Source organism: Kitasatospora sp. NPDC058492 (assembly GCF_042720685.1).
Taxonomy (GTDB): domain Bacteria; phylum Actinomycetota; class Actinomycetes; order Streptomycetales; family Streptomycetaceae; genus Kitasatospora.
In genome coordinates, this window is sequence record NZ_JBHXMU010000004.1 from 43,628 (window position 1) to 64,580 (window position 20,953).

General features: G+C 73.8%; 20 protein-coding genes. 6 read left to right on the forward strand and 14 right to left on the reverse strand.

Translation table 11 applies throughout. The features are described from left to right. Positions 1 to 46 precede the first annotated feature (46 nt). Positions 47 to 1,345 (reverse strand): glycosyltransferase, encoded by a 1,299-nt coding sequence (locus ACFWPI_RS03990; RefSeq protein ID WP_380373111.1) that lies wholly within the window; start codon positions 1,343 to 1,345, stop codon positions 47 to 49. 176 nt (positions 1,346 to 1,521) lie between these two features. Between ACFWPI_RS03990 and ACFWPI_RS03995 the strand changes: the two genes are divergently transcribed. Further along, positions 1,522 to 1,965, forward strand: coding sequence for an acyl-CoA thioesterase (locus tag ACFWPI_RS03995; protein WP_380424559.1), 444 nt, complete (start codon positions 1,522 to 1,524; stop codon positions 1,963 to 1,965). A gap of 43 nt (positions 1,966 to 2,008) precedes the next feature. On the opposite strand, the gene ACFWPI_RS04000 is transcribed toward ACFWPI_RS03995, so the two are convergent. The 5 genes from ACFWPI_RS04000 to ACFWPI_RS04020 all read right to left on the reverse strand — a co-directional run bounded on the left by ACFWPI_RS04000 (position 2,009) and on the right by ACFWPI_RS04020 (position 7,566). After that, positions 2,009 to 4,699: an ATP-binding protein gene (locus ACFWPI_RS04000; protein ID WP_380373106.1), complete on the reverse strand. Its 2,691-nt coding sequence runs from the start codon at positions 4,697 to 4,699 to the stop codon at positions 2,009 to 2,011. Between the two features lie 164 nt (positions 4,700 to 4,863). Next, positions 4,864 to 4,998, reverse strand: a complete 135-nt coding sequence (locus ACFWPI_RS04005; protein WP_380424582.1) for a LuxR C-terminal-related transcriptional regulator — start codon at positions 4,996 to 4,998, stop codon at positions 4,864 to 4,866. A gap of 145 nt (positions 4,999 to 5,143) precedes the next feature. Then, positions 5,144 to 5,938: a peptidyl-tRNA hydrolase gene (locus tag ACFWPI_RS04010; RefSeq protein WP_380373103.1), complete on the reverse strand. Its 795-nt coding sequence runs from the start codon at positions 5,936 to 5,938 to the stop codon at positions 5,144 to 5,146. Between the two features lie 107 nt (positions 5,939 to 6,045). Continuing rightward, entirely contained in the window at positions 6,046 to 6,540 is a 495-nt protein-coding gene (locus ACFWPI_RS04015; RefSeq protein WP_380373101.1) for a hypothetical protein, read from the reverse strand. A 93-nt stretch (positions 6,541 to 6,633) separates the two neighbouring features. Further along, the gene (locus ACFWPI_RS04020) at positions 6,634 to 7,566 is read right to left on the reverse strand and encodes a hypothetical protein (protein WP_380373098.1); all 933 of its coding nucleotides are present in this window, start codon (positions 7,564 to 7,566) and stop codon (positions 6,634 to 6,636) included. A gap of 122 nt (positions 7,567 to 7,688) precedes the next feature. Between ACFWPI_RS04020 and ACFWPI_RS04025 the strand changes: the two genes are divergently transcribed. Then, positions 7,689 to 8,060, forward strand: a complete 372-nt coding sequence (locus ACFWPI_RS04025) for a YbjQ family protein (RefSeq protein WP_063349920.1) — start codon at positions 7,689 to 7,691, stop codon at positions 8,058 to 8,060. 203 nt (positions 8,061 to 8,263) lie between these two features. Beyond that, on the forward strand, positions 8,264 to 9,373 hold the full coding sequence (locus ACFWPI_RS04030) for an NAD(P)-binding domain-containing protein (protein ID WP_380373181.1): 1,110 nt from the start codon (positions 8,264 to 8,266) through the stop codon (positions 9,371 to 9,373). Positions 9,374 to 9,421: 48 nt separating this feature from the next. On the opposite strand, the gene paaE is transcribed toward ACFWPI_RS04030, so the two are convergent. The 8 genes from paaE to ACFWPI_RS04070 all read right to left on the reverse strand — a co-directional run bounded on the left by paaE (position 9,422) and on the right by ACFWPI_RS04070 (position 17,968). Continuing rightward, a complete protein-coding gene (gene paaE, locus ACFWPI_RS04035) occupies positions 9,422 to 10,630 on the reverse strand; it encodes a 1,2-phenylacetyl-CoA epoxidase subunit PaaE (protein ID WP_380373096.1) in 1,209 nt (402 codons plus the stop codon). Next, the gene (paaD, locus tag ACFWPI_RS04040; protein WP_380373093.1) at positions 10,631 to 11,182 is read right to left on the reverse strand and encodes a 1,2-phenylacetyl-CoA epoxidase subunit PaaD; all 552 of its coding nucleotides are present in this window, start codon (positions 11,180 to 11,182) and stop codon (positions 10,631 to 10,633) included. 8 nt (positions 11,183 to 11,190) lie between these two features. After that, entirely contained in the window at positions 11,191 to 12,108 is a 918-nt protein-coding gene (gene paaC, locus ACFWPI_RS04045; protein ID WP_380373091.1) for a 1,2-phenylacetyl-CoA epoxidase subunit PaaC, read from the reverse strand. A 13-nt stretch (positions 12,109 to 12,121) separates the two neighbouring features. Beyond that, positions 12,122 to 12,415 carry a 1,2-phenylacetyl-CoA epoxidase subunit PaaB gene (gene paaB, locus ACFWPI_RS04050; protein ID WP_030056311.1) on the reverse strand — a complete coding sequence of 98 codons (294 nt, stop codon included), beginning with the start codon at positions 12,413 to 12,415 and terminating at the stop codon, positions 12,122 to 12,124. Next, positions 12,412 to 13,545 (reverse strand): 1,2-phenylacetyl-CoA epoxidase subunit PaaA, encoded by a 1,134-nt coding sequence (gene paaA, locus ACFWPI_RS04055; RefSeq protein WP_380373088.1) that lies wholly within the window; start codon positions 13,543 to 13,545, stop codon positions 12,412 to 12,414. The genes paaB and paaA overlap by 4 nt, the downstream gene beginning before the upstream one ends. Positions 13,546 to 13,815: 270 nt before the next feature. After that, positions 13,816 to 15,216 (reverse strand): M20/M25/M40 family metallo-hydrolase, encoded by a 1,401-nt coding sequence (locus ACFWPI_RS04060; protein WP_380373085.1) that lies wholly within the window; start codon positions 15,214 to 15,216, stop codon positions 13,816 to 13,818. Positions 15,217 to 15,974: 758 nt separating this feature from the next. Further along, positions 15,975 to 16,634, reverse strand: a complete 660-nt coding sequence (locus ACFWPI_RS04065; protein ID WP_363366967.1) for a response regulator transcription factor — start codon at positions 16,632 to 16,634, stop codon at positions 15,975 to 15,977. After that, positions 16,631 to 17,968 (reverse strand): sensor histidine kinase, encoded by a 1,338-nt coding sequence (locus ACFWPI_RS04070; RefSeq protein WP_380373081.1) that lies wholly within the window; start codon positions 17,966 to 17,968, stop codon positions 16,631 to 16,633. Before ACFWPI_RS04070 ends, ACFWPI_RS04065 begins: the two co-directional genes overlap by 4 nt. A gap of 187 nt (positions 17,969 to 18,155) precedes the next feature. Here ACFWPI_RS04070 and ACFWPI_RS04075 point away from each other — a divergent pair, with 187 nt between their 5' ends. From ACFWPI_RS04075 to ACFWPI_RS04085, 3 genes are all read left to right on the forward strand, one after another. Continuing rightward, on the forward strand, positions 18,156 to 19,022 hold the full coding sequence (locus ACFWPI_RS04075; protein ID WP_380373079.1) for a class I SAM-dependent methyltransferase: 867 nt from the start codon (positions 18,156 to 18,158) through the stop codon (positions 19,020 to 19,022). A 125-nt stretch (positions 19,023 to 19,147) separates the two neighbouring features. Continuing rightward, positions 19,148 to 20,161 (forward strand): aldo/keto reductase, encoded by a 1,014-nt coding sequence (locus ACFWPI_RS04080; RefSeq protein ID WP_380373076.1) that lies wholly within the window; start codon positions 19,148 to 19,150, stop codon positions 20,159 to 20,161. A 75-nt stretch (positions 20,162 to 20,236) separates the two neighbouring features. After that, complete coding sequence (locus tag ACFWPI_RS04085) at positions 20,237 to 20,824, forward strand: TetR family transcriptional regulator (protein WP_380373074.1); 588 nt, start codon at positions 20,237 to 20,239, stop codon at positions 20,822 to 20,824. Positions 20,825 to 20,953 lie beyond the last annotated feature (129 nt).

Consider the following 20,953-nt stretch of genomic DNA (forward strand, 5'->3'; position numbering starts at 1 on the left):
CGGCGGGCTCGGTGAGGGCCTTCCCCGCCGGTGTGCGCGGTGCCTCTCAGTTGAGCCCGTCGACCAGGTGGGCGATCACGTCGAGCGGGCGGTGCAGGCTGAGTTCGTCGTGCAGGGCACGGGCCTTCTCCCCGAAGCGGGGGTCGCCCAGGACCGCGGTGACCGCCTCGGTGATCGCGGTCTCCGTCGGGCGTCCGGTGCGCAGATCGATGCCGGCTCCGCTCCACTGCACTCGCGCGGCCACCTCGGGCTTGTCCTCGGATGCGCCTGCCACGACCAGGGGGACGGCGTGGCGGAGCGCGGTGTGCACCCCGCCGTAGCCGCCGTTGGTGACCAGGACGTCGGCGTGCGGCAGCAGCAGCTCGAAGGGCACGTAGCCGCTTGCGCGGGTGTTCTCGGGCAGTTCGCCGAGCAGGCCGGTCAGGATCCGGGGGCCGTCCGGGCGGGCGGTGGCCGCGATCACCAGGACGTCCTGGCCGGCCAGGGCCCGTACGGTGGGGGCGATCAGTTCGTCCAGGTCGTCGTTGGCCACGGTGCCCTGGGTGACGACGACCACCGGCCGGTCCTGCGTCAGGTCGTCCCACCAGCCGGGCAGTTCGGTTTCGTCGCCCGCGGGCGCCGGGAGCGCCCCGATGAGACGCAGGGTCGGCGGGGCGTCGGTGCGCGGGTACTCGAGCCCGGGCACTGTCAGCAGGAGGAAGTGGTCGGCGACGGTGGCGAGGACGTGGCCGAAGGGGCCGTCCGGGAGGGGTGCGTCCACCGTGGCGAAGAGTTCCGCCGCATAGCGCGTGAGCGGCTCCATGAGCGTGGCCACCTCGGCGTTGAGCGCCGCGTTCCGGGCGCGTCCCTCCTCGCCCGGAACCGGCGGCAGTCCGAGGCCGAACGGGGCGGTGTCCACGCTCTGCAGCAGCGGGACGCCGGTCCCGATGCTGACGACCGTCGGCCGCCGGTCCGCCGGCAGCGCCATGGCCAGGGCCTGGGCCCCCACGAAGCCGGAGTCGGCGATGACCGCGACGGCGGGGAATTCCGACAGCAGCCTGTTCAGGGTGCGGTACTGACCGGGCATCGGGTCCAGGAAGACGTTCTTCATGTCGAACGCGACGCGTTCCGGACCCGGCGTGGTCCCGTCCCGCCCGGGGAAGGCGGCGCCCAGGTCGCGGTCGTCGAAGTCGGACTCGGCGGGCAGCGCGACGAACCGCGCGCCCGCCGCCTCGGCGGCCTTGCCGTACCGTGCGCCGCCGAGGAACACCACCTCGTGGCCGCGCGCGACCAGGTCGGCGGTGATGGCGAGCAGCGGTCCGGTGTGGCCGTGCGCCGGAATGGCGGCTGTGATGATCTTGGACATGGGAAGACGCTAGAACCCCGTGCTGACCTGCGGTAACCGTCAACCGGGCCGGGGATACCGCGTACTTTGCGCGGCGGACCGCGTATTCGGCGGCGACAGGCGGCGCACGGTGCCGGGCCGCTCCGTCCCCGCCTAACCTGTCGATGGCCATCCACCGTCCCTGCCTGGAGAACCGAATGAAGGACCCCGGACACTACGAGCAGCTCTCGGTGCACTTCGACGACCTGGACCCCATGGGGGTGCTGCACAACTCCCGCTACGCGGCACTCGTCGAACGGGCGATCCACGCACACTGGCTGCGGCTTGGCTGGGCTCCCGACGCGGCGGTCTCGGCCTTCCCCGACGTCCTCGTGGCCGTCCGCGAGGTCAGGACGACCTTCCATCGGCCGATCACGGGAGTCTGTGCGCCGGTCGTGCACTTCTGGATCGAGCGCATGGGAAGGACCAGTTGCGTGCACGGCTACCGGATCCTGTCGCCCGACCGGTCGGCGGTGCACGCCGAAGGCCACCGGGCCATCGTCAACCTCGATCCGGGAACCGGGCGTCCCGCGCCCTTCAGCGACGGGCTGCGTGTCGCTGAAGGGCTCTCGCCGCAGGTCGCCGGGAGCGCGACGCCGTAGGGCCGGTCCGGGGTTCCGGAACGGACCAGTGGAGGCTTCGTGTTCAGCGGCGCTGGGCGGTCCGCAGCGCGGACGCCAGCTCCGTGCGCCCGGCGATTCCCAGCTTGCGGTAGGTGCGCGTCAGGTGCTGCTCGACCGTGCGCGGCGCCAGATGCAGCCGGCCGCTGATCGCCGCGTTCGTCAGTCCTCGGGCCGCCAGGTCGGCGACGGCCTGTTCGCCGCGGGTCAGGGCGGTCGCCGGCCTGGTGCCGGGGCGCCTTCCGTGGGCGCGCAGCGCCTCGCGGAGGGCGGGCACGAACAGACCCATCCCGTACTGTTCCGCGATCCGCAGTGCCTCGGCCAGTCCGTCCGGCTCGTCGAGCGCCAGCAGGGCCCGCACCAGTGCCGACCGGGCGGGGGTGCCCCGGGTGAGGTCGACGGCCTCGCGCAGCAGGGCCGTGTCCCCGTGGACGATCCCGGCCGCGGACAGCGCGACGCCCAGCGTGTGCGGGGTGCCCCACCGGCGGGCCGGCCGCAACTCGTCGTCGGCCAGTCGGCGGGCCTGCTCCACGTCGCCCAGCCCGTGTGCGGCGAGCGCTCCGAGGGACCGCCAGGGGAGGACCAGCGGGTTGTCCACCGGCGCAGGCAGCAGCCGCCCGCACATGAGGGCGTCCGCGAGCGCCTCCTCCCACCGGTTCTGGGCCAGTCGCAGACCCGCACGCGTACCCGCCACCACGAACTGGTCCGTCGAGCGGAGTTCACCGGAGGCCAGCGCCCCCAGCGCCTCCTCCGCCTCGTCGAGGCGGCCCGCCGCGAGCAGCGCGCCCGCGACGAACCCGCCCACATGGAAGATAGGTCTCCCGCTCCCGGGAGTGGCAGGGGGCCCCTCGACGACCCGGGCCGCGGCCAACGCGTCGTCGGTGTGGCCGGCCAGCAAGGCGCACATGAACCGGACCCAGGCCGTGCCCCGCAACACGACCGGCCAGCCCCGGCGAGCCGCCAGCTCCTCCGCCCTGGCCGTCCAGGCCAGAACGTCGTCGAAGCGTTCGGCTGTCAGCAGCCCCTGGATCGCTCCGTACTGGATGTGCATGTCGGCCGCTTCGGGTTCCCCCGCGCCCCAGAAGAGGTCCAGTGCCCTGGCCGCCTGAACGGCGCCGGCCTCGGCGTCCGAGGCGATCTCCCCGGCGAGCTGGGCGCGGGCCGCACACACGATCGCCAGGCCGTGCGGATGGGCGTCGGCCACGGTCTCCACCTGGTCCAGGACCGCGCGCACCGGGCTGTCGGACAGCCAGCCGGCGCCCATCGAGCGGGCGATCAGTGGAAGAACCGCGGCCAGATCGTGCCCGGCCACCGTGTCGATGACGGCGCCCACCACCGTCGTTCCCGCGCTGAATCCTTGTGTGTTCAAGGTAGCGAGGAGCAGGTCGGAGGCCACCTGGGCGTACAGGTCACCGCTGGTCAGCGGCAGCAGTTCGGCCAGCGTCTCCCGCGCCGCGGCCGTGTCGTCGACGATCAGGGCGGCGCCGAGCCCGGCCCGCAGGCGCAGTCGCCGGCCGTCCGGCAGGCGGGGCGCGCTCAGCGCGTGCCTCAGCAGCGTGGCGGCCGACTCGAACGCCCCCACCCGGTGGCTGCCCTCCGCCGCCTCGGTCAGCACGTCGACCTGCCAGTCCTCGCGGGGCGGCCCGGCCTGGAGCAGGTGGGCGGCGATCCGCTCGGTGCTGAGGAAGTGCCGGTGGCAGAACTCGGCCGCTGTGACGTGCAAGGCACGGGTGCGCAGCGGATTGAGCGTGGCGGCCACCGCCGAGGCGATGATGGAGTGTACGAAGACGATCTCGTCCTGCTCGTACTTCACCATGCGGCCGCGCAGCAGCGCGTCCAGCGCCGACGCCGCCCGGTCCGTCGTCAGCCCGGCCACCTCGACGGCCAGTTCGAGACTGCCGTGGTCCCCGGTCACCGTCAGCGCCTGCGCCAGTTCCAGGGCGCCGTCCACGGTCCGCAGGCGGGACGCGGTGCAGTCGACGACGGCCTGCGAGGTCGCGCTCGTCACGTCCGGGATCGCGTCCCCCGTCGGGCGTACACCGCGTTCCTGGAGCACGGCCAGCGCCTGGGTGACCAGGAACGGGTTGCCGCCGCCCGCCGCGTGGCAGGCCCGAGCGAAACCGTCGTCCACCTCCTGGCCGAACGCCCGTCCGGCCAGTTCCGCGACGTCGCCCACATCCAGGGGCGCCACCCACACCTGGTCCGCACGCGCGGTCAGTTCGGCGACCAGCGGCTCGCCCTCCGTGTCGTCCAGGCGGCGCCCGGCCAGCACCGTGACCGGCAGCGTGCCGATCCGTGTCGCGACGTAGTTGAGGAAACGCAGCGAGGCCGCGTCGGCCCATTGCAGGTCGTCGACCACCAGCAGGGCCGGCCCGGCCGAGGCGATCTCCCTGATCCCCGAGAAAAGAGCCTGGACCGCCTCGAACGGATCCTCGACCCTCGCCTTCAGTACGGCCCCGTCGAGATCCGGAAGCAGCTGCCGTGCAACACCGAAGGCGAACTCACGCTCCAGCACACTGGCGTTGGCCCGGAGCACGCACATCCCAGCGGCGCGGCCGAGATCACCGGCGTACCGCAGCAACGTCGTCTTGCCGATGCCGGCCTCGCCCGAGAGCACGATCACCCTGCCGCGCCCCACACCTGCCGCCCCGACGGCCTCGGCCAGCACCTGGAGCTCCGCAGCCCTCCCCGGCAGCCTTCCCCCCATGACCAGCATGTCCCCACCCCCATGTTCGATCTTGTAACCAGGTAACCCTAACTCCCGGACCCTGCGGAGCCGGCGGGGAGACGGACGCCCCGGCGATCGCGCGGTCCGCGATCCGCCGCCTCGGTACGTCCCCATGCGGGAGCCGGCCACCGCAGGCCAGGACGCCGTGCCGGTCAGCCGGTCAGCTTGAGGCCGTCCTCGAAGTCGACCCGGGCGAGGTCGGTGCGCGAAGCGATGCCGATTTCGGGGAAGACGTCGGCCAGATGGTGTCCGACGGTGCGCGGGCTGATCAGAAGCTGCGCGGCGATCTCCTTGTTGGTGAGCCCCTGGCCCGCGAGGCGGGGCGACGCGGAGCTCCTGCGGCGTGAGGACGCTCACTCACGTAACCGGACCACGGCGCACGGTGAAGCTCCTCACCCGCTACCCTGCCGTGTCGGGTTCAGCGTGGTGCGCTCACGGGCGTCGTAGGCGCGGGGTGGGGCAGTAGCGCGTGCCGCCTTCGAGTGCAACAGTTAGCCCGGGGGCGATCTCGGTGAAGCCCGCGTCCCGGACCAGCGGCAGACCGCTGGCGACCAGCGCCTCCCACGTCTCCGCCGGGGCCGTCCGCACCGCGAGCGCGAATCCGGCCTCGGCCCACTCCTTGCGCTGCGCCTCGTCCAGCCGCCACCAGGCCAGCTGGGCGGCGTGGCCGGTCTGCGCCATCGTCTTGCCCGCGCTCATCTCCAGCTCCGGGTTGAGCCACAGCACCGGCAACCCGGGCTCAGGGGCGCCGACCTCGGCGGTCTCCTCCAGGTCCGTCCCGGAGACCTGGAGCTTGGCGAGGTCCTTCGGCCAGCCGTCCAACGGCACCGGCGGGAACACCCGCACCTCGGCCTCCCGTCCGCTCACCGTGATCCCCGGCAGTTCGCCCGCCCGGCGCCACTCCCCGCCCCGGGCCCGCCGGACCACCTTGCGGATCCGGGCGTCCTCCCAGGCCTCGACCCGCTCCGCCCACTCGCCGTCCGCGTCGGTCACCCGCGAGTCGGACAGCAGGGTGAGCACCGCCCGGGCCGAGGTCTCCAGCGCGTCGGTCCGCCCGGGCGGCGTGGCCTTCTCCAGCCGGACGAGCAGCGGCAGCACGTACTGCGGCCGCGCGTCACGGTCCGCCGGGGCCGGGGAGCCGTCGGCAGCGGAAACGGGCGCCGGAGCGGAATCGGAAGCTGAAGCGGAAGCGGAAGCGGGAGCAGGGGTGTCGAACGGAGAAGTCACCCGTCCAGCATGCCAGCCCCGCCACCCCGGTGATCACGCGGTGCCGGGGGCCCGTACGCCCCTGTCCCTGCCAACCCCCGCCCCTGCACACCCCCGCACACCCCCGCTCAGCGCAGCCGCTGCCGCAGTTCGTCGACGGCCGACCGGATGCTCGCGCTGTAGACGTCCTCGGGGAGCGCGTCCAGGCTGCGCACGGCGCGCTCCAGCTGCTCGCGCGCGAGGTCGGGCTCGCCGAGCTTGAGGTGGTCCGAGGCCAGGTTGAGGTGCAGTGAGGGGTAGAACGCGCGCACCTGGAGGGCGGACTCGTAAGTCTGGGCGCGCTCGGCGGTCAGCGAGTCGGCGGCGGCCAGCGCCCGCCGGTCCCACTCCAGCTCGTCCTGCGGATCGTCCTGCAGGTCGGCCAGGTAGTGGGCGAGGACGCAGCGGTGGAAGACGTCGCCCCGCTCGCCGAGCGCCGCCCAGAGTGCCTCGAAGCTGGCCCGCGCCTCGGCCGTCCGCCCGTGCTGGGCGGCCTGGACGCCGTCCAGGCCGAGCGCGATCCGGGTGAACACCTGGTCGTCCCCGCCTGCCGGACCCGCACGCACATCAGACGTATCGGACATGCCCGCAGCCTAGTCGCCCACCCGTCGCGGCGCCCGAAAAGCCTTTCGAACCACCCCAACCCGGCCCGAAAACCGGACCAGCCCGGCGGCCGGTCAGCGCCGGTAGCCGCGCTGCGGGTCCCGCGCCTCCGCGTCCTCGTACGTCAGGAACCAGCCCTCCGGGTGCGTGGCCGCCAGCAGCACCTCGGTGCGCTGCTCGGCGCCCAGCTCCGGATCGCCGTCGTCCGGTCCGTAGACGCCGAACAGTTCGTCGTGGCAGCCGTCCCAGTCGTAGTCGTACAGGTCGGCCGGCAGGTCGCCCATCATGTCGGCCACCGACTCGGGCTGCGCGCCGAGCAGGGCCCGGGCGTCCACCAGGGCCATCCGCAGCCCGATGTCCTCGGCCAGACAGCGCGGCAGCGGCCATTCACCGAGCGCGAGGTCGTCGGCCAGGTCGTCGAGGGCCCGGGCCATGGCGCGGCGCCAGTTCCGGTGCAGCCGCCAGGTGCGCTGGGGCAGGCGGGCGTAGAGCGACCAGTCGGCGTCCTCGCCGTCGACGACCGGGTCGTCACCGTGCTCGTCGAAGTCGTCGTAGGCGGCGTCGGCCAGTCCGATCAGCTGGGCGTGCAGGAGGCAGGCGGTGCGCGGGGTGAGGGTCCAGTCCGCGCCGGCGCCGCCGTCCTCGTCCTCGTCGCCCTCCAGCGGGAACAGCTCGGCGAAGTCCGGCGCGAAGTCCTCGGTGACGCTGATCTCCAGCGTGCCGCCGATCGCCTCGACCCCGGGGATCGCGGCCACCAGCCGGTCCGGGTGCAGCAGTGCGCCGAGCGCCGCGTTGGCGTCCTCGGAGACCTCGCGCAGCAGCTCACGGCGCTGGCCGGCCGGGTCGATGCCCTCGAACACCAGCTCCTCGACGGCCCTGACCGCGGCGGCGCGCAGCGCCGGCCAGTCGGTGATCCGCAGGCCCAGCACCACCGTCGCCTCGATCTCCTGCGCGCCGGAGTCCTCCGCCGCGCCCGGCCCCTGTGGATGATCGCTTCGCTCGCCCATGGGGCTACGGTACGGCCTTTCGGCCGCCCGATCACCGGTCTGAACCAGCTTCTGGACCCCTTCTCGGCCATCGCCCGGCCCCGCCTCGATCACTCGGACGTACGACAGGGCAGGATGGGCCCATGGCTGACATCAACGAGTACGGCGGCGGGCAGGGCCCGAACGCCGACGTCCTGGTCGTAACCACCAACGACATCCCCGGCTTCCGGGTCGATCATGTGATCGGCGAGGTCTTCGGGCTGACCGTGCGCAGCCGCCACATCGGCAGCCAGATCGGCGCCGGACTGAAGTCGCTGATCGGCGGCGAGCTGCGGGGCCTGACGAAGACCCTGGTCGAGAGCCGCAACGAGGCGATGCAGCGGCTGATCGAGCAGACCAAGGCGCGCGGCGGAAACGCGGTGCTGATGATGCGCTTCGACGTGACGGAGGCGGCGGACGTCGGCACCGAGGTCTGTGCCTACGGCACGGCCGCGGTGATCTCCCCAGCCGCCTGACCCGGCGCCCGAGCTGACCCGGCGCCCGCGCGGGGCGCCACGCGGCGGGACGGGCAAGCACCCCGGGACCGTAAGCACCCCGGGACCGCGAGCACCCGCAGACGCGGCGGGAACACCCGCCGCACCCCCGATGTTTCACCGGCGTGACTGTTTACGGTGCAACCAATGGCGGCCAGCGGCACGCGGACGCCCTGGTAGTGGACATCGAGGTGGTGGACGGCCTCGCGGTGGACGTCCTGGTAGTGGGCGCCGGACAGGCCGGACTGTCCGCCGCCTACCACCTCAGCCGCCGCGGCTTCGCCCCCTACCGGGCGGACGCCGACGGCGGCTTCGTCGTGCTCGACGCCAACCCCGCGCCGGGCGGCGCCTGGGCACACCGCTCACCGTCCCTGCGGATGGCCACCGTGCACGGTTTCCATGACCTTCCGGACGCCGAACTCCCCGCGCCCGACCCCGAGGCCCCGGCGCGCGAGGTCGTGCCGGGGTACTTTGCGGCGTACGAGGCCCGGCACGCGCTCCCGGTCGTACGCCCCGTCGCGGTTCGCGCGGTGCGCGCCGAGTCGGACCGCCCGGACTCCCGGCTGCTGGTCGAGACCGACCACGGCACCTGGTCCACCCGCGCGCTGATCAACGCCACCGGCACCTGGACCCGCCCCTTCCTGCCCCACTACCCGGGCCACTTCGCCGGTCGCCAACTGCACTACGCCGACTACCGCGGCCCCGGGGAGTTCGCCGGCCGGCGCGTCCTGGTGGTGGGCGGGGGCGCTTCGGCGATCCAGGTGCTGTCCGAGGTGGCGGCGGTCGGCGAAACGGCCTGGGTCACCCGGACCCCGCCCGTGTACCACGAGGGGCCGTTCACCCCCGAGTACGGGCGCGCGGTGGTCGCCAAGGTCGAGGAACGGGTCCGGCAGGGCCTGCCGGTGCGCAGCGTGGTGAGCGTCACCGGGCTCGGCCCGTCGGTCGCCTACCGGCGTGCCGAGGAGCTGGGCGCGCTGCACCGCCGCCCGATGTTCGACCGGCTCACCGAGCACGGCGTCGCCTGGGGGGAGGAGGAGCTGACGGTGGACGCGATCGTGTGGGCCACCGGCTTCCGCCCGGAGGTCGGCCACCTGGCCCCGCTCGGGCTGCGCTCCCCCGGCGGCGGCATCGCGCTCACCGGCACCCGCGCCACCGCCGACCCGCGCGTCCACCTGGTCGGCTACGGCCCGTCCGCCAGCACCATCGGCGCCAACCGGGCCGGTCGCGCCGCCGTCAGCGACCTCGTCCACCTGCTCGGCGATCCGGCCAGGCTGCCCGCCCCAGCCGTGGTCTGAAGCAGTCAGGAGGGGAAGCAGGAGGAGAAGGGTGCGGCGGCCGGCCGCTCAGCGGTCGTAGTCGACCGTCACCCGGTCGGTGAGCGGTCGGGCCTGGCAGGTGAGGACGTAGCCGGCAGCCAGCTCCTTCTCCTCCAGCGCGAAGTTGCGGCGCATCTCGACCTCGCCCTCGGTGACCAGCGCGCGGCAGGTGCCGCAGACCCCGCCCTTGCAGGCGAACGGCAGGTCGGGGCGGGAGCGCTGGGCGCCGTCCAGGATCGAGCGGTCGCACGGCAGGGAGAGCGTGCTGCCGCGCCCGTCCAGGACGACGGTGACCTCGCTGTGCGGGCCGTCGGCCGCTCCCGCCGCGCCGTCCCGGTCCTCCGGGCGCTCGGACACCGGCTCGTCCTCGGCGTGGAACAGTTCCTGGTGCACGAGCTCGCCCGGCACGCCCAGCCCGGCGAGCAGTTCCTTCGCCCCGACGACCATCCCGAACGGGCCGCACAGCCACCAGTGCCCGACGCTCCCGACATCCACCAGCGCCGCCAGCAGCGCCCGCACCCGCTCCGGGTCCAGCCGCCCGCTGAGCAGTTCCGCGTCACGGGTCTCCCGGGACAGGACGTGGACCAGTTGGAAGCGGCCGAGGTAGCGGTCCTTCAGGTCGGCCAGCTCGTCCGCGAACATCACGGTGTCGCTGCGCCGGTTGCCGTACAGCAGGGTGACGGTGGAGCTGCGGTCGGCGGCCAGGACGGACGCGGCGATCGACAGCATCGGGGTGATGCCGGAACCGGCCGCGAGCAGCACGTGCTCGGCCGGAACGCCGAGGTCGGGGGTGAACAGGCCCGACGGCGTCAGCACGTCCACCTCCTCGCCCGGCCCCGCGTCCCGCACCAGCCACCGGGAGAACAGCCCGCCGGGCACCTCCCGGACGGCGATCCGCAGCGGCCCGCCGACGGGGGCGCAGATCGAGTACGAGCGGCGCTCGTCGACGCCGTCCACCACCTTGCGCAGCGTCAGGGTCTGCCCCGGCCGGAAGGCGAAGTCCGCCGCGAGCCCGTCCGGCACCGCGAAGGTCACCGCCACGGCGTCGTCGCAGAGCCGCTCGACCCGCTCGATCCGCAGCCGGTGGAAGGTCGGGCGGCGGGCGGGGCGCACCGTGGAGACCGCGGCCTCAGCGGGGGCGTCGGCGTCAGCGTGCGCGGCGGCATCGGCCGGGGAGGCGGCGTCGGCCGGGGCGTCGGCGTCGGCCGGGGAGGCGGCGTGCGAAGCGGCGGGCATTCAGATCTCCTTGACGCGTTCGAACGGCTCCCGGCAGGCGCGGCAGCGCCAGAGCGCCTTGCAGGCGGTGGAACCGAAGCGGGACAGCTCCTCCGTGTCCACGCCGCCGCAGCGCGGGCAGGGCACGGGAGCGGCTGCGGCTGCGGCAGTGCCGGCCAGAGTGGCGGTGGGGGCGGTGGTGCGGGTGGGACCGAGCACGAGCGGGACCGCGCCGGCCACGCCGGCGGCGGAGGTCGGCCGCGGCGGGGCGATGCCCGCCTCGGCGAGTTTGCGGCGGCCCTCGGCGGTGATCAGATCGGTCGACCACGGCGGATCCAGCCGCAGCCGGACCCGGACGTCCCGGTACCCGGCCGCGCGCAGCCGCCGGTCCACGTCGGCGGCCATCTCGGCCACGGCGGGGCAGCCCGAGTAGGTCGGGGTCAGCCAGGCGGTCACCGCTCCGTCGTCCACCTCCACCTCGGCCAGCACGCCCAGGTCGGCCAGGGTCAGCATGGGCAGCTCCGGGTCCGGCACGGCCGCCGCGACTTCCCAGGCCGTCCCGCGCTCCGTCACCGCCGCGCTCACCACGTCGCCCCCGGGTGCGCGCGGGCCAGCACCTGGAATTCGGCGAGCAGTGGGCCGAGCGCCTCGGTGTGCACGCCGTCCCGGCCGGCCCGGCCGAGCACGGTGGCCAGCGGCTGCCCGTCCGGTACGGTCAGCCCGGCCTCGGCGAGCACGGCGCCGAGCGAGCGCAGCACCGGTTCGCGCAGCGCCGCCGGATCGGCGCCCGTGCGCAGTTCCACCGGGTGGGCCGTGAACAGTTCCTCCAGCAGCGGCCAGAGCGCGTCCAGCCCGGCCTGCATCCGCGCCGAGGAGTACGGCGTGCCGTCACCGAGCCGAAGCGTCCAGGCGGTGGCGTACTCGCGGTGGTACGCCAGCTCCTTGACGCCCCGGGCGGCGACCGCCGCCAGCACCGGGTCCGGGTGCGCGCTCAACGCCTCGTACAGCGCGCAGCGCGCGGTGGCGAACAGCAGCAGCCGGGCGACCGAGTGGGCGAAGTCGCCGTTCGGGGCCTCGACCAACCGGACATTGCGGAACTCGTGGTCCTCCCGCCAGTACGCCAGGTCGTCCTCGGTGCGGCCGGAGCCGTCCGCCTGGCCGGCCCGGGTGAGCAGCAGGCGGGCCTGGCCGAGCAGATCGAGGCCCAGGTTGGCGAGCGCGACCTCCTCCTCCAGCTCGGGCGCCCGGGTGCACCACTCGATCAGGCGCTGGGAGAGGATCAGGGCGTCGTCGCCGAGCATCAGGCAGTAGGCGGCGAGGTCCGCGCCGTCCACCCCGGCGGGCACGGCGGTGTCCACGCCGAGCAGCGGGTCGGCGAAGCCCGTCCCGTACGCCCAGCGGCCCTCGCCCTCGGGGCCGGGCGTGGCTTCGGCGAGGCCGAGGTAGACGTGGTCGTCGGGGTCGGCGCCGGCGCCGGCCTGCGTGCTGTGGTCCTGCATGGCGGTTCCCCCGTCAGATGTGCGGGACATCCTCGGGGATGTCGTAGAAGGTCGGGTGGCGGTAGACCTTGTCCCCGCTGGGCTCGAAGAACGGGTCGCGCTCGTCCGGGGTGGAGGCGGTGATCGCGTCCGAGCGGACCACCCAGAGGCTGACGCCCTCGTTGCGGCGGGTGTAGAGGTCGCGGGCGGCGAGCAGGGCCATCCGGTCGTCGGCCGCGTGCAGCGAACCGACGTGGACGTGGTTCAGCCCGCGTCGGGGGCGCACGAACACCTCGTACAGCGGCCAGCCGGCCTTGGACTCGGTCACTTTCCGTTCTCCTGTTCCGTGGGCTCGCCCGTACGCCCGGGCTGCCCGGGTTCGGCGGACTGTCCGGCTCCGGGCAGCGCGGGTTCGGGCAGCACGGGTTCGGCGGACTGTTCGGCGCGGCGCTTGGCCGCGTAGGCGACGGCCGCCTCACGGACCCAGGCACCGTCCTCGTGCGCCGTCCGGCGGCGTTCGACCCGCTGGGTGTTGCACGGGCCCTGGCCGTGGATGACCCTGGTCAGCTCGGACCAGTCCGGCTCGCCGAAGTCCCAGCCGCCGCGTTCCTCGTTCCAGCGCAGCTCGGGGTCCGGGAGCGTGACGCCCAGGTGCTCGGCCTGCGGGACGGTCATGTCGACGAAGCGCTGGCGCAGCTCGTCGTTGGTGTGCCGCTTGATCCGCCAGGCCATCGAGCGGGCGGTGTTCGGCGAGTCGGCGTCCGGGGGCCCGAACATCATCAGAGACGGCCACCACCAGCGGTCCACCGCGTCCTGGACCATCCGGCGCTGTGCCTCGGTGCCGCGCATCAGTGTCATCAGCAGCTCATAGCCCTGACGCTGGTGGAACGACTCCTCCTTGCAGATCCGCACCATGGCGCGGGCGTACGGGCCGTAGCTGCAGCGGCAGAGCGGGACCTGGTTGCAGATCGCGGCGCCGTCGACCAGCCAGCCGATCACGCCGACGTCGGCGAAGGTGAGGGTCGGGTAGTTGAAGATCGAGGAGTACTTCTGCCGGCCGGAGATCAGCTTCTCGGTGAGCTCGGCGCGGTCGACACCCAGGGTCTCGGCGGCGGCGTAGAGGTAGAGGCCGTGGCCGGCCTCGTCCTGGGCCTTGGCGAGCAGGATCGCCTTGCGGCGCAGCGAGGGGGCGCGGGTGAGCCAGTTCCCCTCGGGCTGCATGCCGATGATCTCGGAGTGGGCGTGCTGGGCGATCTGGCGGATCAACGTGGCCCGGTAGGCGTCGGGCATCCAGTCCCTGGGCTCGATCCGCTGCTCGGCGGCGACGACCGCCTCGAACCGGTCCTCCTGCGCCTGCGCGGGGACCGCCTCGGCCACCTCTGCTGTCACCACGATCACCTCTCGTGTCCCGCGCCGGCGCCCACGGCGCCAACCGACTGACCGTTCGGTCGGTACCATTCTGCGCGGCGAGACGGAGAGATGGCAAGGGACGCGGGCGAGGGGCGGGGTTTCGGGCGGTGGGCAGTGGGCGCAGGCGGCGGGTGGCGGGCGGCGGGCGGGCGACAAACAGATAACAGCTAACAGATTTCATTATCTGTTAGCTGTTATCTGTTAGCTGTTACTTGTCACCCGTCTTCTGTTCTCTGTTTTCTGCTCCCTGCTTTCTGCTCCCTGCTCTCTGCTCCCTGCTCTCTGCTCGCCGATAGCCCCCGACCGTCGGCGGCCCGCTCAACCCTCCGTGCGGTCGCGCAGCCTCGGCAGCGGTACGGCGAGGAGCGCGGCCAGCAGGGCGATCCGGGGTGCCAGCTGGTCGAGCCGGATGTGCTCGTGCCGGGCATGCGCACCGGCACCGACCGCGCCGAAGCCGTCCAGCGTCGGCAGCCCACGCGAGCCCGGCAAGTTGGTGTCCCCCGCACCGCCCGCCGGACCACCGTCCAGCTGCTGCCCGAGCACCGCCGCGAGTGAACGAACGTGCCGCAGCAGCGGGTTGCCGGTGCGCTCGGGCCACGCCGGACGGCTGGACAGCACCTCGGTCCGGACCCTGGCCCCCGGGCGCAGCGCGGTGAGCCGAGCCAGGTTGTCGAGCGTACGGCGCTGTGCCTCGGCGGTGGAGAACCGCAGGCCGAGCTCGGCCTCGGCCCGGCCCGCGACCACGTTGGCCCGCGAACCCCCGCTGATCCGACCGGCGTTGAGCTCCGTCCCCGGCTGTCCCGCGAGGCCGCGGACGACGACGAGCTGGTCGACGAGTTCGTCGACCGCCGACACCCCGTCGTGGGCGTCGTTGCCCGCGTGGGCCTCACGCCCGGTGACGGTGAGCCGGACCCGGGTGCTGCCGCGCCGGGCCGTCTTCAACCGGCCGTCGGGGTGCGGAGGTTCGAGCCCCAGGACCGCGGCCGCGCCGCGCAACTGGCGCTCGACCAGGCGCCGTCCGTCCGGACTGCCGACCTCCTCGTCGGAGACGACGACCAGCCGGACGGCGCGGTGCGGCCGCTGCCCGAGGTCGGCGAGCAGGGCGAACGCGCCTTCCAGGATGGCGAGTCCGCCCTTCATGTCGACGACGCCGGGGCCGCTGAGCAGACCGTCCTGCTCGGTGACCGGCCAGTCGGCGAGGGTGCCGACCGGCCAGACGGTGTCGTGGTGGCCGACGATCAACAGGTGCGGCAGGGTCTCGTCCTGCCCCTCCCAATCCAGGACGAGGTGGTCGCCGGCCGGCCCGGGCTCGCGTCGCGCGGTGGCACCGGTGGCGCTGAACCCGGCGCTCAACTCCTCGGCGAGAGCGTCGAGTCTGGGTACGTCTCCGCTGGGTGACTCGATCCGGGCCAGGTCCGTGCACCGGCGCCGGACGGCCCCGGCCAGCGTACGGGCGCGGGTACTGAGGGCCTGCGGCAGGCCGGGGAGCGCGGCGGTCGCGGCAGCGGTGGCCGAGGCTGTGGCCGTGGCCGTGGCCGTGGCATGAGCGGTGGTGGTAGCGCTGGTGGTAGCGGTAGCGGTGAGGGCCTCACCGTCAGCAGCGGCCGGGAGGTCGACGGGGGCGCGGTCCGAGGCAGGGGCGGGCGCGGGGGCGGAGTCACCGTCGGGGGCGGCGGCGGCACTCGGCGCGGCGGGCGACCCGACGATCTGGGGACTCAACGTTCGCCTCCGCGGCCGCTGCCGGTATTCAGCGGCCGGACCGGCCGGCCACCCCAACCCGGCTGCCAGGCCCGGCTGGACCGCGCCGATCGACCGGGATGGTGCCCGGCCCTTCGGAACGGACCGTCTGGCCCAAGTGCGGTGGAACGGCTGGGCGGCGTGCTTGGCATTGCGTCCTCCTCGCTCGATCCGGTGGCCCCGGTCCGCCCGGGGCCCCGTGGACGGCGGCTTCCTGACGGCGGGCGCAACGGGCCGGACCGCCGCAGGGAAGCCGAGATGTGAGCCTAGAAGAACCGTTCGGCTTCCTGCGAGGTGGCCCTGCTCCCAGCGTGCCGGGACCGGGCCCTCAACCTCGGACACCCGTCGGAGAACAGCGGCGGGCGCGCGGCGCGCGGGCCTGGATCGGCGCGCGGGCGCGGTCGCCGGATCGCGCCCATCTCCACCATGGACCCGCCGCCCGGGTTCGGCAGCGCAAACCGCCAAGGCGCGGGATTTCCACGCCGGATGGGTGACAACGGCTCAGCGCGCGGTACGAACCGGGAGCACGCGACCGGCTCAGGGGGAGCCCGGTCCGACGCCCCGGGAACACTCGCGTGAACACCGGACGACATGACGCCCCACCCGCCACCGTGCGCACCACCGGGCGTCGGGCATCGGCAGGACCAGCGACCACACGAGCCACGACGGCACCGCCCTGCACTGCACCGCCCGGCACCAACTCAGGGCGCCGACTCAGGGCACCGCTGGCAGGCTCCGACTCAGGCGCCGTCCTCGACCAGCCCGGCATCGCGCGCGAGCAGCGCGGCCTGGACCCGGTTGCCGACGCCCAGCCCGGTCAGGATCCGGCTGACGTGCGCCTTCACGGTGCTCTCGCGCATCCCGAGGACGCCCGCGATCTCCGCGTTGGAGAGCCCGTCGGCGAGTTCGCGCAGCACGTCCGTCTCGCGCGGCGTCAGCCCGGCGACCCGGTTGCGGGCGGCGACCGACCGGGGCGCACCGGTGCGGTGGTAGCGGTCGATCAGGCGCCGCGCGGCCGCCGGGTGCAGCATCCCCTGGCCGCCGGCGACAACGTGGACGGCCCGCGCGATCTCGGCGGGCGGGGTGTCCTTGAGCAGGAAGCCGTCGGCCCCGGCGGCGAGCGCCTGGTACACGTACTCGTCGAGGTCGAAGGTGGTGAGCGCGATCACGCGCGGGGCGTCGGGCAGTTCGCGCAGGCGCCTGGTGGCGGCGATGCCGTCGAGCCGGGGCATCCGGATGTCCATGAGCGCCACGTCGATCCGCTGGCTGCGGGCGAGTTCGACGGCCTGCAGTCCGTCGGTGGCCTCGGCGACCACGGTGAGGGCCGGGTCCTGGGCGAGCAGGTCGACGAGACCGAGCCGCACCAGCGCGTCGTCGTCGACCACCATCGTGCGGATCATGCGTCGTCCTTCGGCTTCGGGGTCGGGGTCGGGGTCGGGGAGGGAGCAAGGGTCGGGGAAGGCCCGGATCCGGGGTCGCGCCCCGGTCCTGGGACGGGCCCAGGCACTGGTCCTGGCACGGGTTCTGGCACGGTCTGCGGCGGGCGCTCCGGTGCGGGCAGGCGGGCCGAGAGCCGGAAGCCGCCACCGCCGTCCGGTCCCGCGTCGAGGTGGCCGCCGAGCGCGTCGACCCGTTCGGTGAGCCCCACCAGACCGTACCCGCCGCTGGTGCCCGGCCCGTTCGGCGACGCCTCCCCCGGGCCGTTGCGGACCTCGACGGTGGTGGCCGGGGCGCCGTAACGGACCCGGACGGTGACGGGCGCGGCGTGCGCGTACTTGCGGGCGTTGGTCAGCGCCTCCTGGACCAGACGGTGCACGGCCAGCCGGTGGGTGGTGGGGACGGTCTCCGGGTCGCCGGCGAGGGCCAGTTCGACCTGCTGCCCGGCCGAAGTGGCCTCGCCGACGAGTTCGGTGAGATCGCGCAGCGCGGGCGCCGGGACGCGCTCCGCCCGGAGCGGTACGGCCGGCACCTCCTCGGCGGCCGGTGCTGTCGGCGGGTCGGCCCGCAGGGCGCCGAGGACGTCGCGCAGGTCGTCGAGCGAGTGTGCGGCGGTGGTGCGCAGCAGTTCGAGGCGGTGGGTGAGCCGGTCCGGGTCGGCGGCGACGGTGCCGGCGAGGGCCTGGTCGCGCAGCACCCCGGCGTGCAGCACCAGCAGGCTGAGACGGTGGGCGAGCACGTCGTGCATCTCCCGGGCGATCCGGGCCCGTTCGGCGGCCCGGGCCCGTTCGGCGCGCAGTTCGCGCTCCCGGCGCAGCACGTCCACCTGCTCGTGCAGGGTGCGGATCAGCACCCGGCGGCCGTGCAACCACAGGCCGACGGACAAGGTCGCCGCCTGGACGAGGAGTTGGGATCCGGTGGTGCCCGCCCAGCCGACCAGCGAGTCGGCTCGGGTCGCGCTCACCACTGCGATGAGGGCGCCGCCGGCCACCGCCGGGCCGGTCCGGCCGAGGGAGGCGAGGTAGTAGACGCTGAACAGTCCGGGAAAGGCGCGGTTGAACAGGCCGCCGGTGAGCACCGGCAGGACGGCGGAGGCCATCGGGTAGCGGCGGGCGAACAGCAGGGAGAGCGGGGCGAGGGCGGCCATGACGGTCCGGGGCATCCTCAACGGCTCGTCGGCGTGGATCCACTGGGAGAGGCCCTCCTCGGCGGTGAGCGCGAGGATGCCGAGCAGCAGCAGGGTGTCGCTCCACAGCCGGCGGTCCGGGCCGTACCAGCCCAACAGGCCTGTGCGCATCGGGCCGCTCCCGTCCTCTCGCATCGGGCTCCCTCCGCGCTCTCTCCGTCCGTCCGTCTCGATGCTACGGGCGGGCGGCGGGCGGGCGCCCCCTTCTCCCAGGTACCCGTGCCCTCGACTTTCGTCGGGGGTACGCGTCGCTCGTCGGCCGATTCGGGGTGCGGCCAGGCTACCTAGCGTCGACGGCATGACCACCGAAAAGCTCCGCCCCCGCCCCCACCTCGACTCTCTTGGCCCGCAGCGTAGTTCACGATCCGCCGGGGACCACCTGCTGTTCCTCGCCGAGGCCCTGCGCACCTTCCACGACACCGGCGCGCTGGCACCGAGCGGCGAGGACCTGGTGAACGCCCTGACGGTTCCGGCCACGAGCCGCCCGAATCGGCCGATCTCGGTGCTGGAAGTCGGCGCCGGGACGGGCGTGGTGACCCGCCGGCTGGCCCAAGTACTGCTCCCGGGCGACCGGTTGCACGTCGTCGAGGCGAACCCGCGCTTCGCCGACCGGTTGCGGGAGGACCCGGTGCTGGCCGCACGACGCCCAGGCGTCGCCCTGCGACTGTCGGCCTGCCGGGTGGAGGAACTGCCCCAGGACGAGACCAACGAGACGGGCCGAGCGGGCGGGGCCGGCGAGACGGACGAGCGGTACGACGTGATCGTGTCGGGCCTGCCGTTCACCAACTTCGAGCCGGCCCAGGTGCGCCGCCTCCTCGACCTCTACCTGCGGCTGTTGCTGCCCGGGGGCGAGCTGACGTACTTCGGCTACCTCGGCACGACGACGGCTCGCACCCTGTCCTCGGGGCCCCGGCAGAGCGCCCGCCACCGGGCAGTGGTGCGACTGCTGCGGCGGTTCGAGGCGACGTACGGGCTGGGCGAGCGCACGGTGTGGCGCAACCTGCCGCCGGCCCGCGCCTACCTGCTCCGGGCACCGGGCGGACGGGAGGACTGGGGTCCGACCTCGCCGCCAGAGCCCCCGGCAGGCGAGGCCGCAGCCGACGAGGCACCCTCTCGCACGAGAACCGCAGCCGGGCGGCCGATCGGGTCGGCGGGTGACAGATAACAGGTGACAGCTTTCAGATAACAGATAACAGACGACAGCGAACAGATTTTGAAATCTGTTCGCTGTCGTGCCATAGTGGACTCCGGGTCACCCCACCCATCGCCGCACCCACCCCTGGAGTCCCCGTGGCCACGACCTCCCGCCCCACACAGCGCACCCTCGGCACCTCCGGACCGGTCACCTCCACCCTCGGCCTCGGCTGCATGGGCATGTCCGACCTGTACGGCCCGGCCGACGAGGCCGAGAGCATCGCCACCATCCACGCCGCGATCGACGCCGGGGTCACCCTGCTCGACACCGGCGACTTCTACGGCATGGGCCACAACGAGCTGCTGATCCACGAGGCCCTGCGCGGCCGCACCCGCGAGAGCGTGCAGATCAGCGTGAAGTTCGGCGCCCAGCGCGGCCCGGACGGCCAGTGGCTCGGCTACAACGCGAGCCCCGCCGCCACCAAGACCGCCCTCGCCTACACGCTGCGCCGCCTGCGCACCGACCACATCGACGTCTACCGCCCCGCCCGCCTGGACCCGAGCGTCCCGATCGAGGAGACCGTCGGCGCCATCGCGGACCTGGTGAAGGCCGGCTACGTCCGCCACATCGGCCTGTCGGAGGTCGGCGCCGACACCCTGCGCCGCGCCGCCGCCGTCCACCCGATCAGCGACCTGCAGATCGAGTACTCGCTGATCTCCCGCTCGATCGAGGACGCCATCCTCCCCACCGCCCGCGAGCTCGGCATCGGCGTCACCGCCTACGGCGTGCTCTCCCGCGGCCTGCTCAGCGGCCACTGGGACCAGGGCCGCGCCCTGGCCGGCACCGACTTCCGTGGCCACAGCCCGCGCTTCCAGGGCGACAACCTGGCCCACAACCTCGCGCTCGTCGAGGCGCTGCGCGCGGTGGCCGCCGCGAAGGGGGCGAGCGTCGCCCAGGTCGCCATCGCCTGGGTCGCCTCGCGCGGGGAGGACGTCGTTCCGCTGGTCGGCGCCCGCCGCCGCGACCGCCTCACCGAAGCGCTGGGCGCGCTGGACGTCAATCTCACCGCGGCCGACCTCGCGGCCATCGAGGCGGCCGTCCCCGCCGGCTCCGCAGCGGGCGACCGCTACGCTGCCGCCCAGATGGCACACCTGGACAGCGAGCACTGACCAACCCGAACCGGCCCGACCGCCGGGGACGGCAGCACCACCCTCGACCGCACGACCCCAAGGACGGACCTCCCCGTGACCACGGACACCACACTCACCGCCGAGCAGATCCTGATCGCGGCGGAGGACGTCCTCCGGCGGTTCGGCCCGGCCAAGGCCACCGTCGTGGACGTCGCCCGGATCCTCGGCGTCAGCCACAGCAGCGTCTACCGCCACTTCCCGAGCAAGGCCGCGCTGCGCGAGGCGGTCACCCAGCGCTGGCTCGACCAGGCGCACCACCAGCTCGCCTTCATCTCGACCGAGCCCGGCTCGGCCGTCGAGCAGCTGCACCGCTGGCTGGTGACACTGTTCGCGGCCAAGCGGAAGAAGGCGCTGGACGACCCGGAGCTGTTCGCCACCTACATGGTGCTGGTCAAGGAGAACAGCGGCATCGTCGAGGCGCACATCGACACCCTGGTCACCCAGATCGCCCAGATCGTCCAGGACGGCATGGAGAGGAAGGAGTTCAAGCTCGCCCACATCCTCTCCACGGCCCGCGCCGTCTTCGACGCCACCAGCCCCTTCCACGACCCGGCGTACGCGTCCTCGTGGTCCGAGCCGACCATCGAGGACCGTTTCGAGGCCCTCTGGAAGCTCATCCTCGGCGGCCTGCTCGCCAAGTGACGGACCTCCGACGCCCCGGGCGCCCCTGACCCGGGCACCGACGGCCGGGCCCGCCGACACCGGAGCGAAACCCGGTCGCCCGCGGGCCCGGCCGTCCGGCAGACTGCCGCGCACGGTTGATCTCACCTG

Bases quoted from the DNA above. Each gene is read 5' to 3' on its own strand.
- ACFWPI_RS03990 (WP_380373111.1), bottom strand. From the start codon at position 1,345: ATGTCCAAGATCATCACAGCCGCCATTCCGGCGCACGGCCACACCGGA.
- ACFWPI_RS03995 (WP_380424559.1), top strand. From the start codon at position 1,522: ATGAAGGACCCCGGACACTACGAGCAGCTCTCGGTGCACTTCGACGAC.
- ACFWPI_RS04000 (WP_380373106.1), bottom strand. From the start codon at position 4,699: ATGCTGGTCATGGGGGGAAGGCTGCCGGGGAGGGCTGCGGAGCTCCAG.
- ACFWPI_RS04015 (WP_380373101.1), bottom strand. From the start codon at position 6,540: ATGTCCGATACGTCTGATGTGCGTGCGGGTCCGGCAGGCGGGGACGAC.
- ACFWPI_RS04020 (WP_380373098.1), bottom strand. From the start codon at position 7,566: ATGGGCGAGCGAAGCGATCATCCACAGGGGCCGGGCGCGGCGGAGGAC.
- ACFWPI_RS04025 (WP_063349920.1), top strand. From the start codon at position 7,689: ATGGCTGACATCAACGAGTACGGCGGCGGGCAGGGCCCGAACGCCGAC.
- paaE (WP_380373096.1), bottom strand. From the start codon at position 10,630: ATGCCCGCCGCTTCGCACGCCGCCTCCCCGGCCGACGCCGACGCCCCG.
- paaC (WP_380373091.1), bottom strand. From the start codon at position 12,108: ATGCAGGACCACAGCACGCAGGCCGGCGCCGGCGCCGACCCCGACGAC.
- paaA (WP_380373088.1), bottom strand. From the start codon at position 13,545: ATGGTACCGACCGAACGGTCAGTCGGTTGGCGCCGTGGGCGCCGGCGC.
- ACFWPI_RS04065 (WP_363366967.1), bottom strand. From the start codon at position 16,634: ATGATCCGCACGATGGTGGTCGACGACGACGCGCTGGTGCGGCTCGGT.
- ACFWPI_RS04070 (WP_380373081.1), bottom strand. From the start codon at position 17,968: ATGCGCACAGGCCTGTTGGGCTGGTACGGCCCGGACCGCCGGCTGTGG.
- ACFWPI_RS04075 (WP_380373079.1), top strand. From the start codon at position 18,156: ATGACCACCGAAAAGCTCCGCCCCCGCCCCCACCTCGACTCTCTTGGC.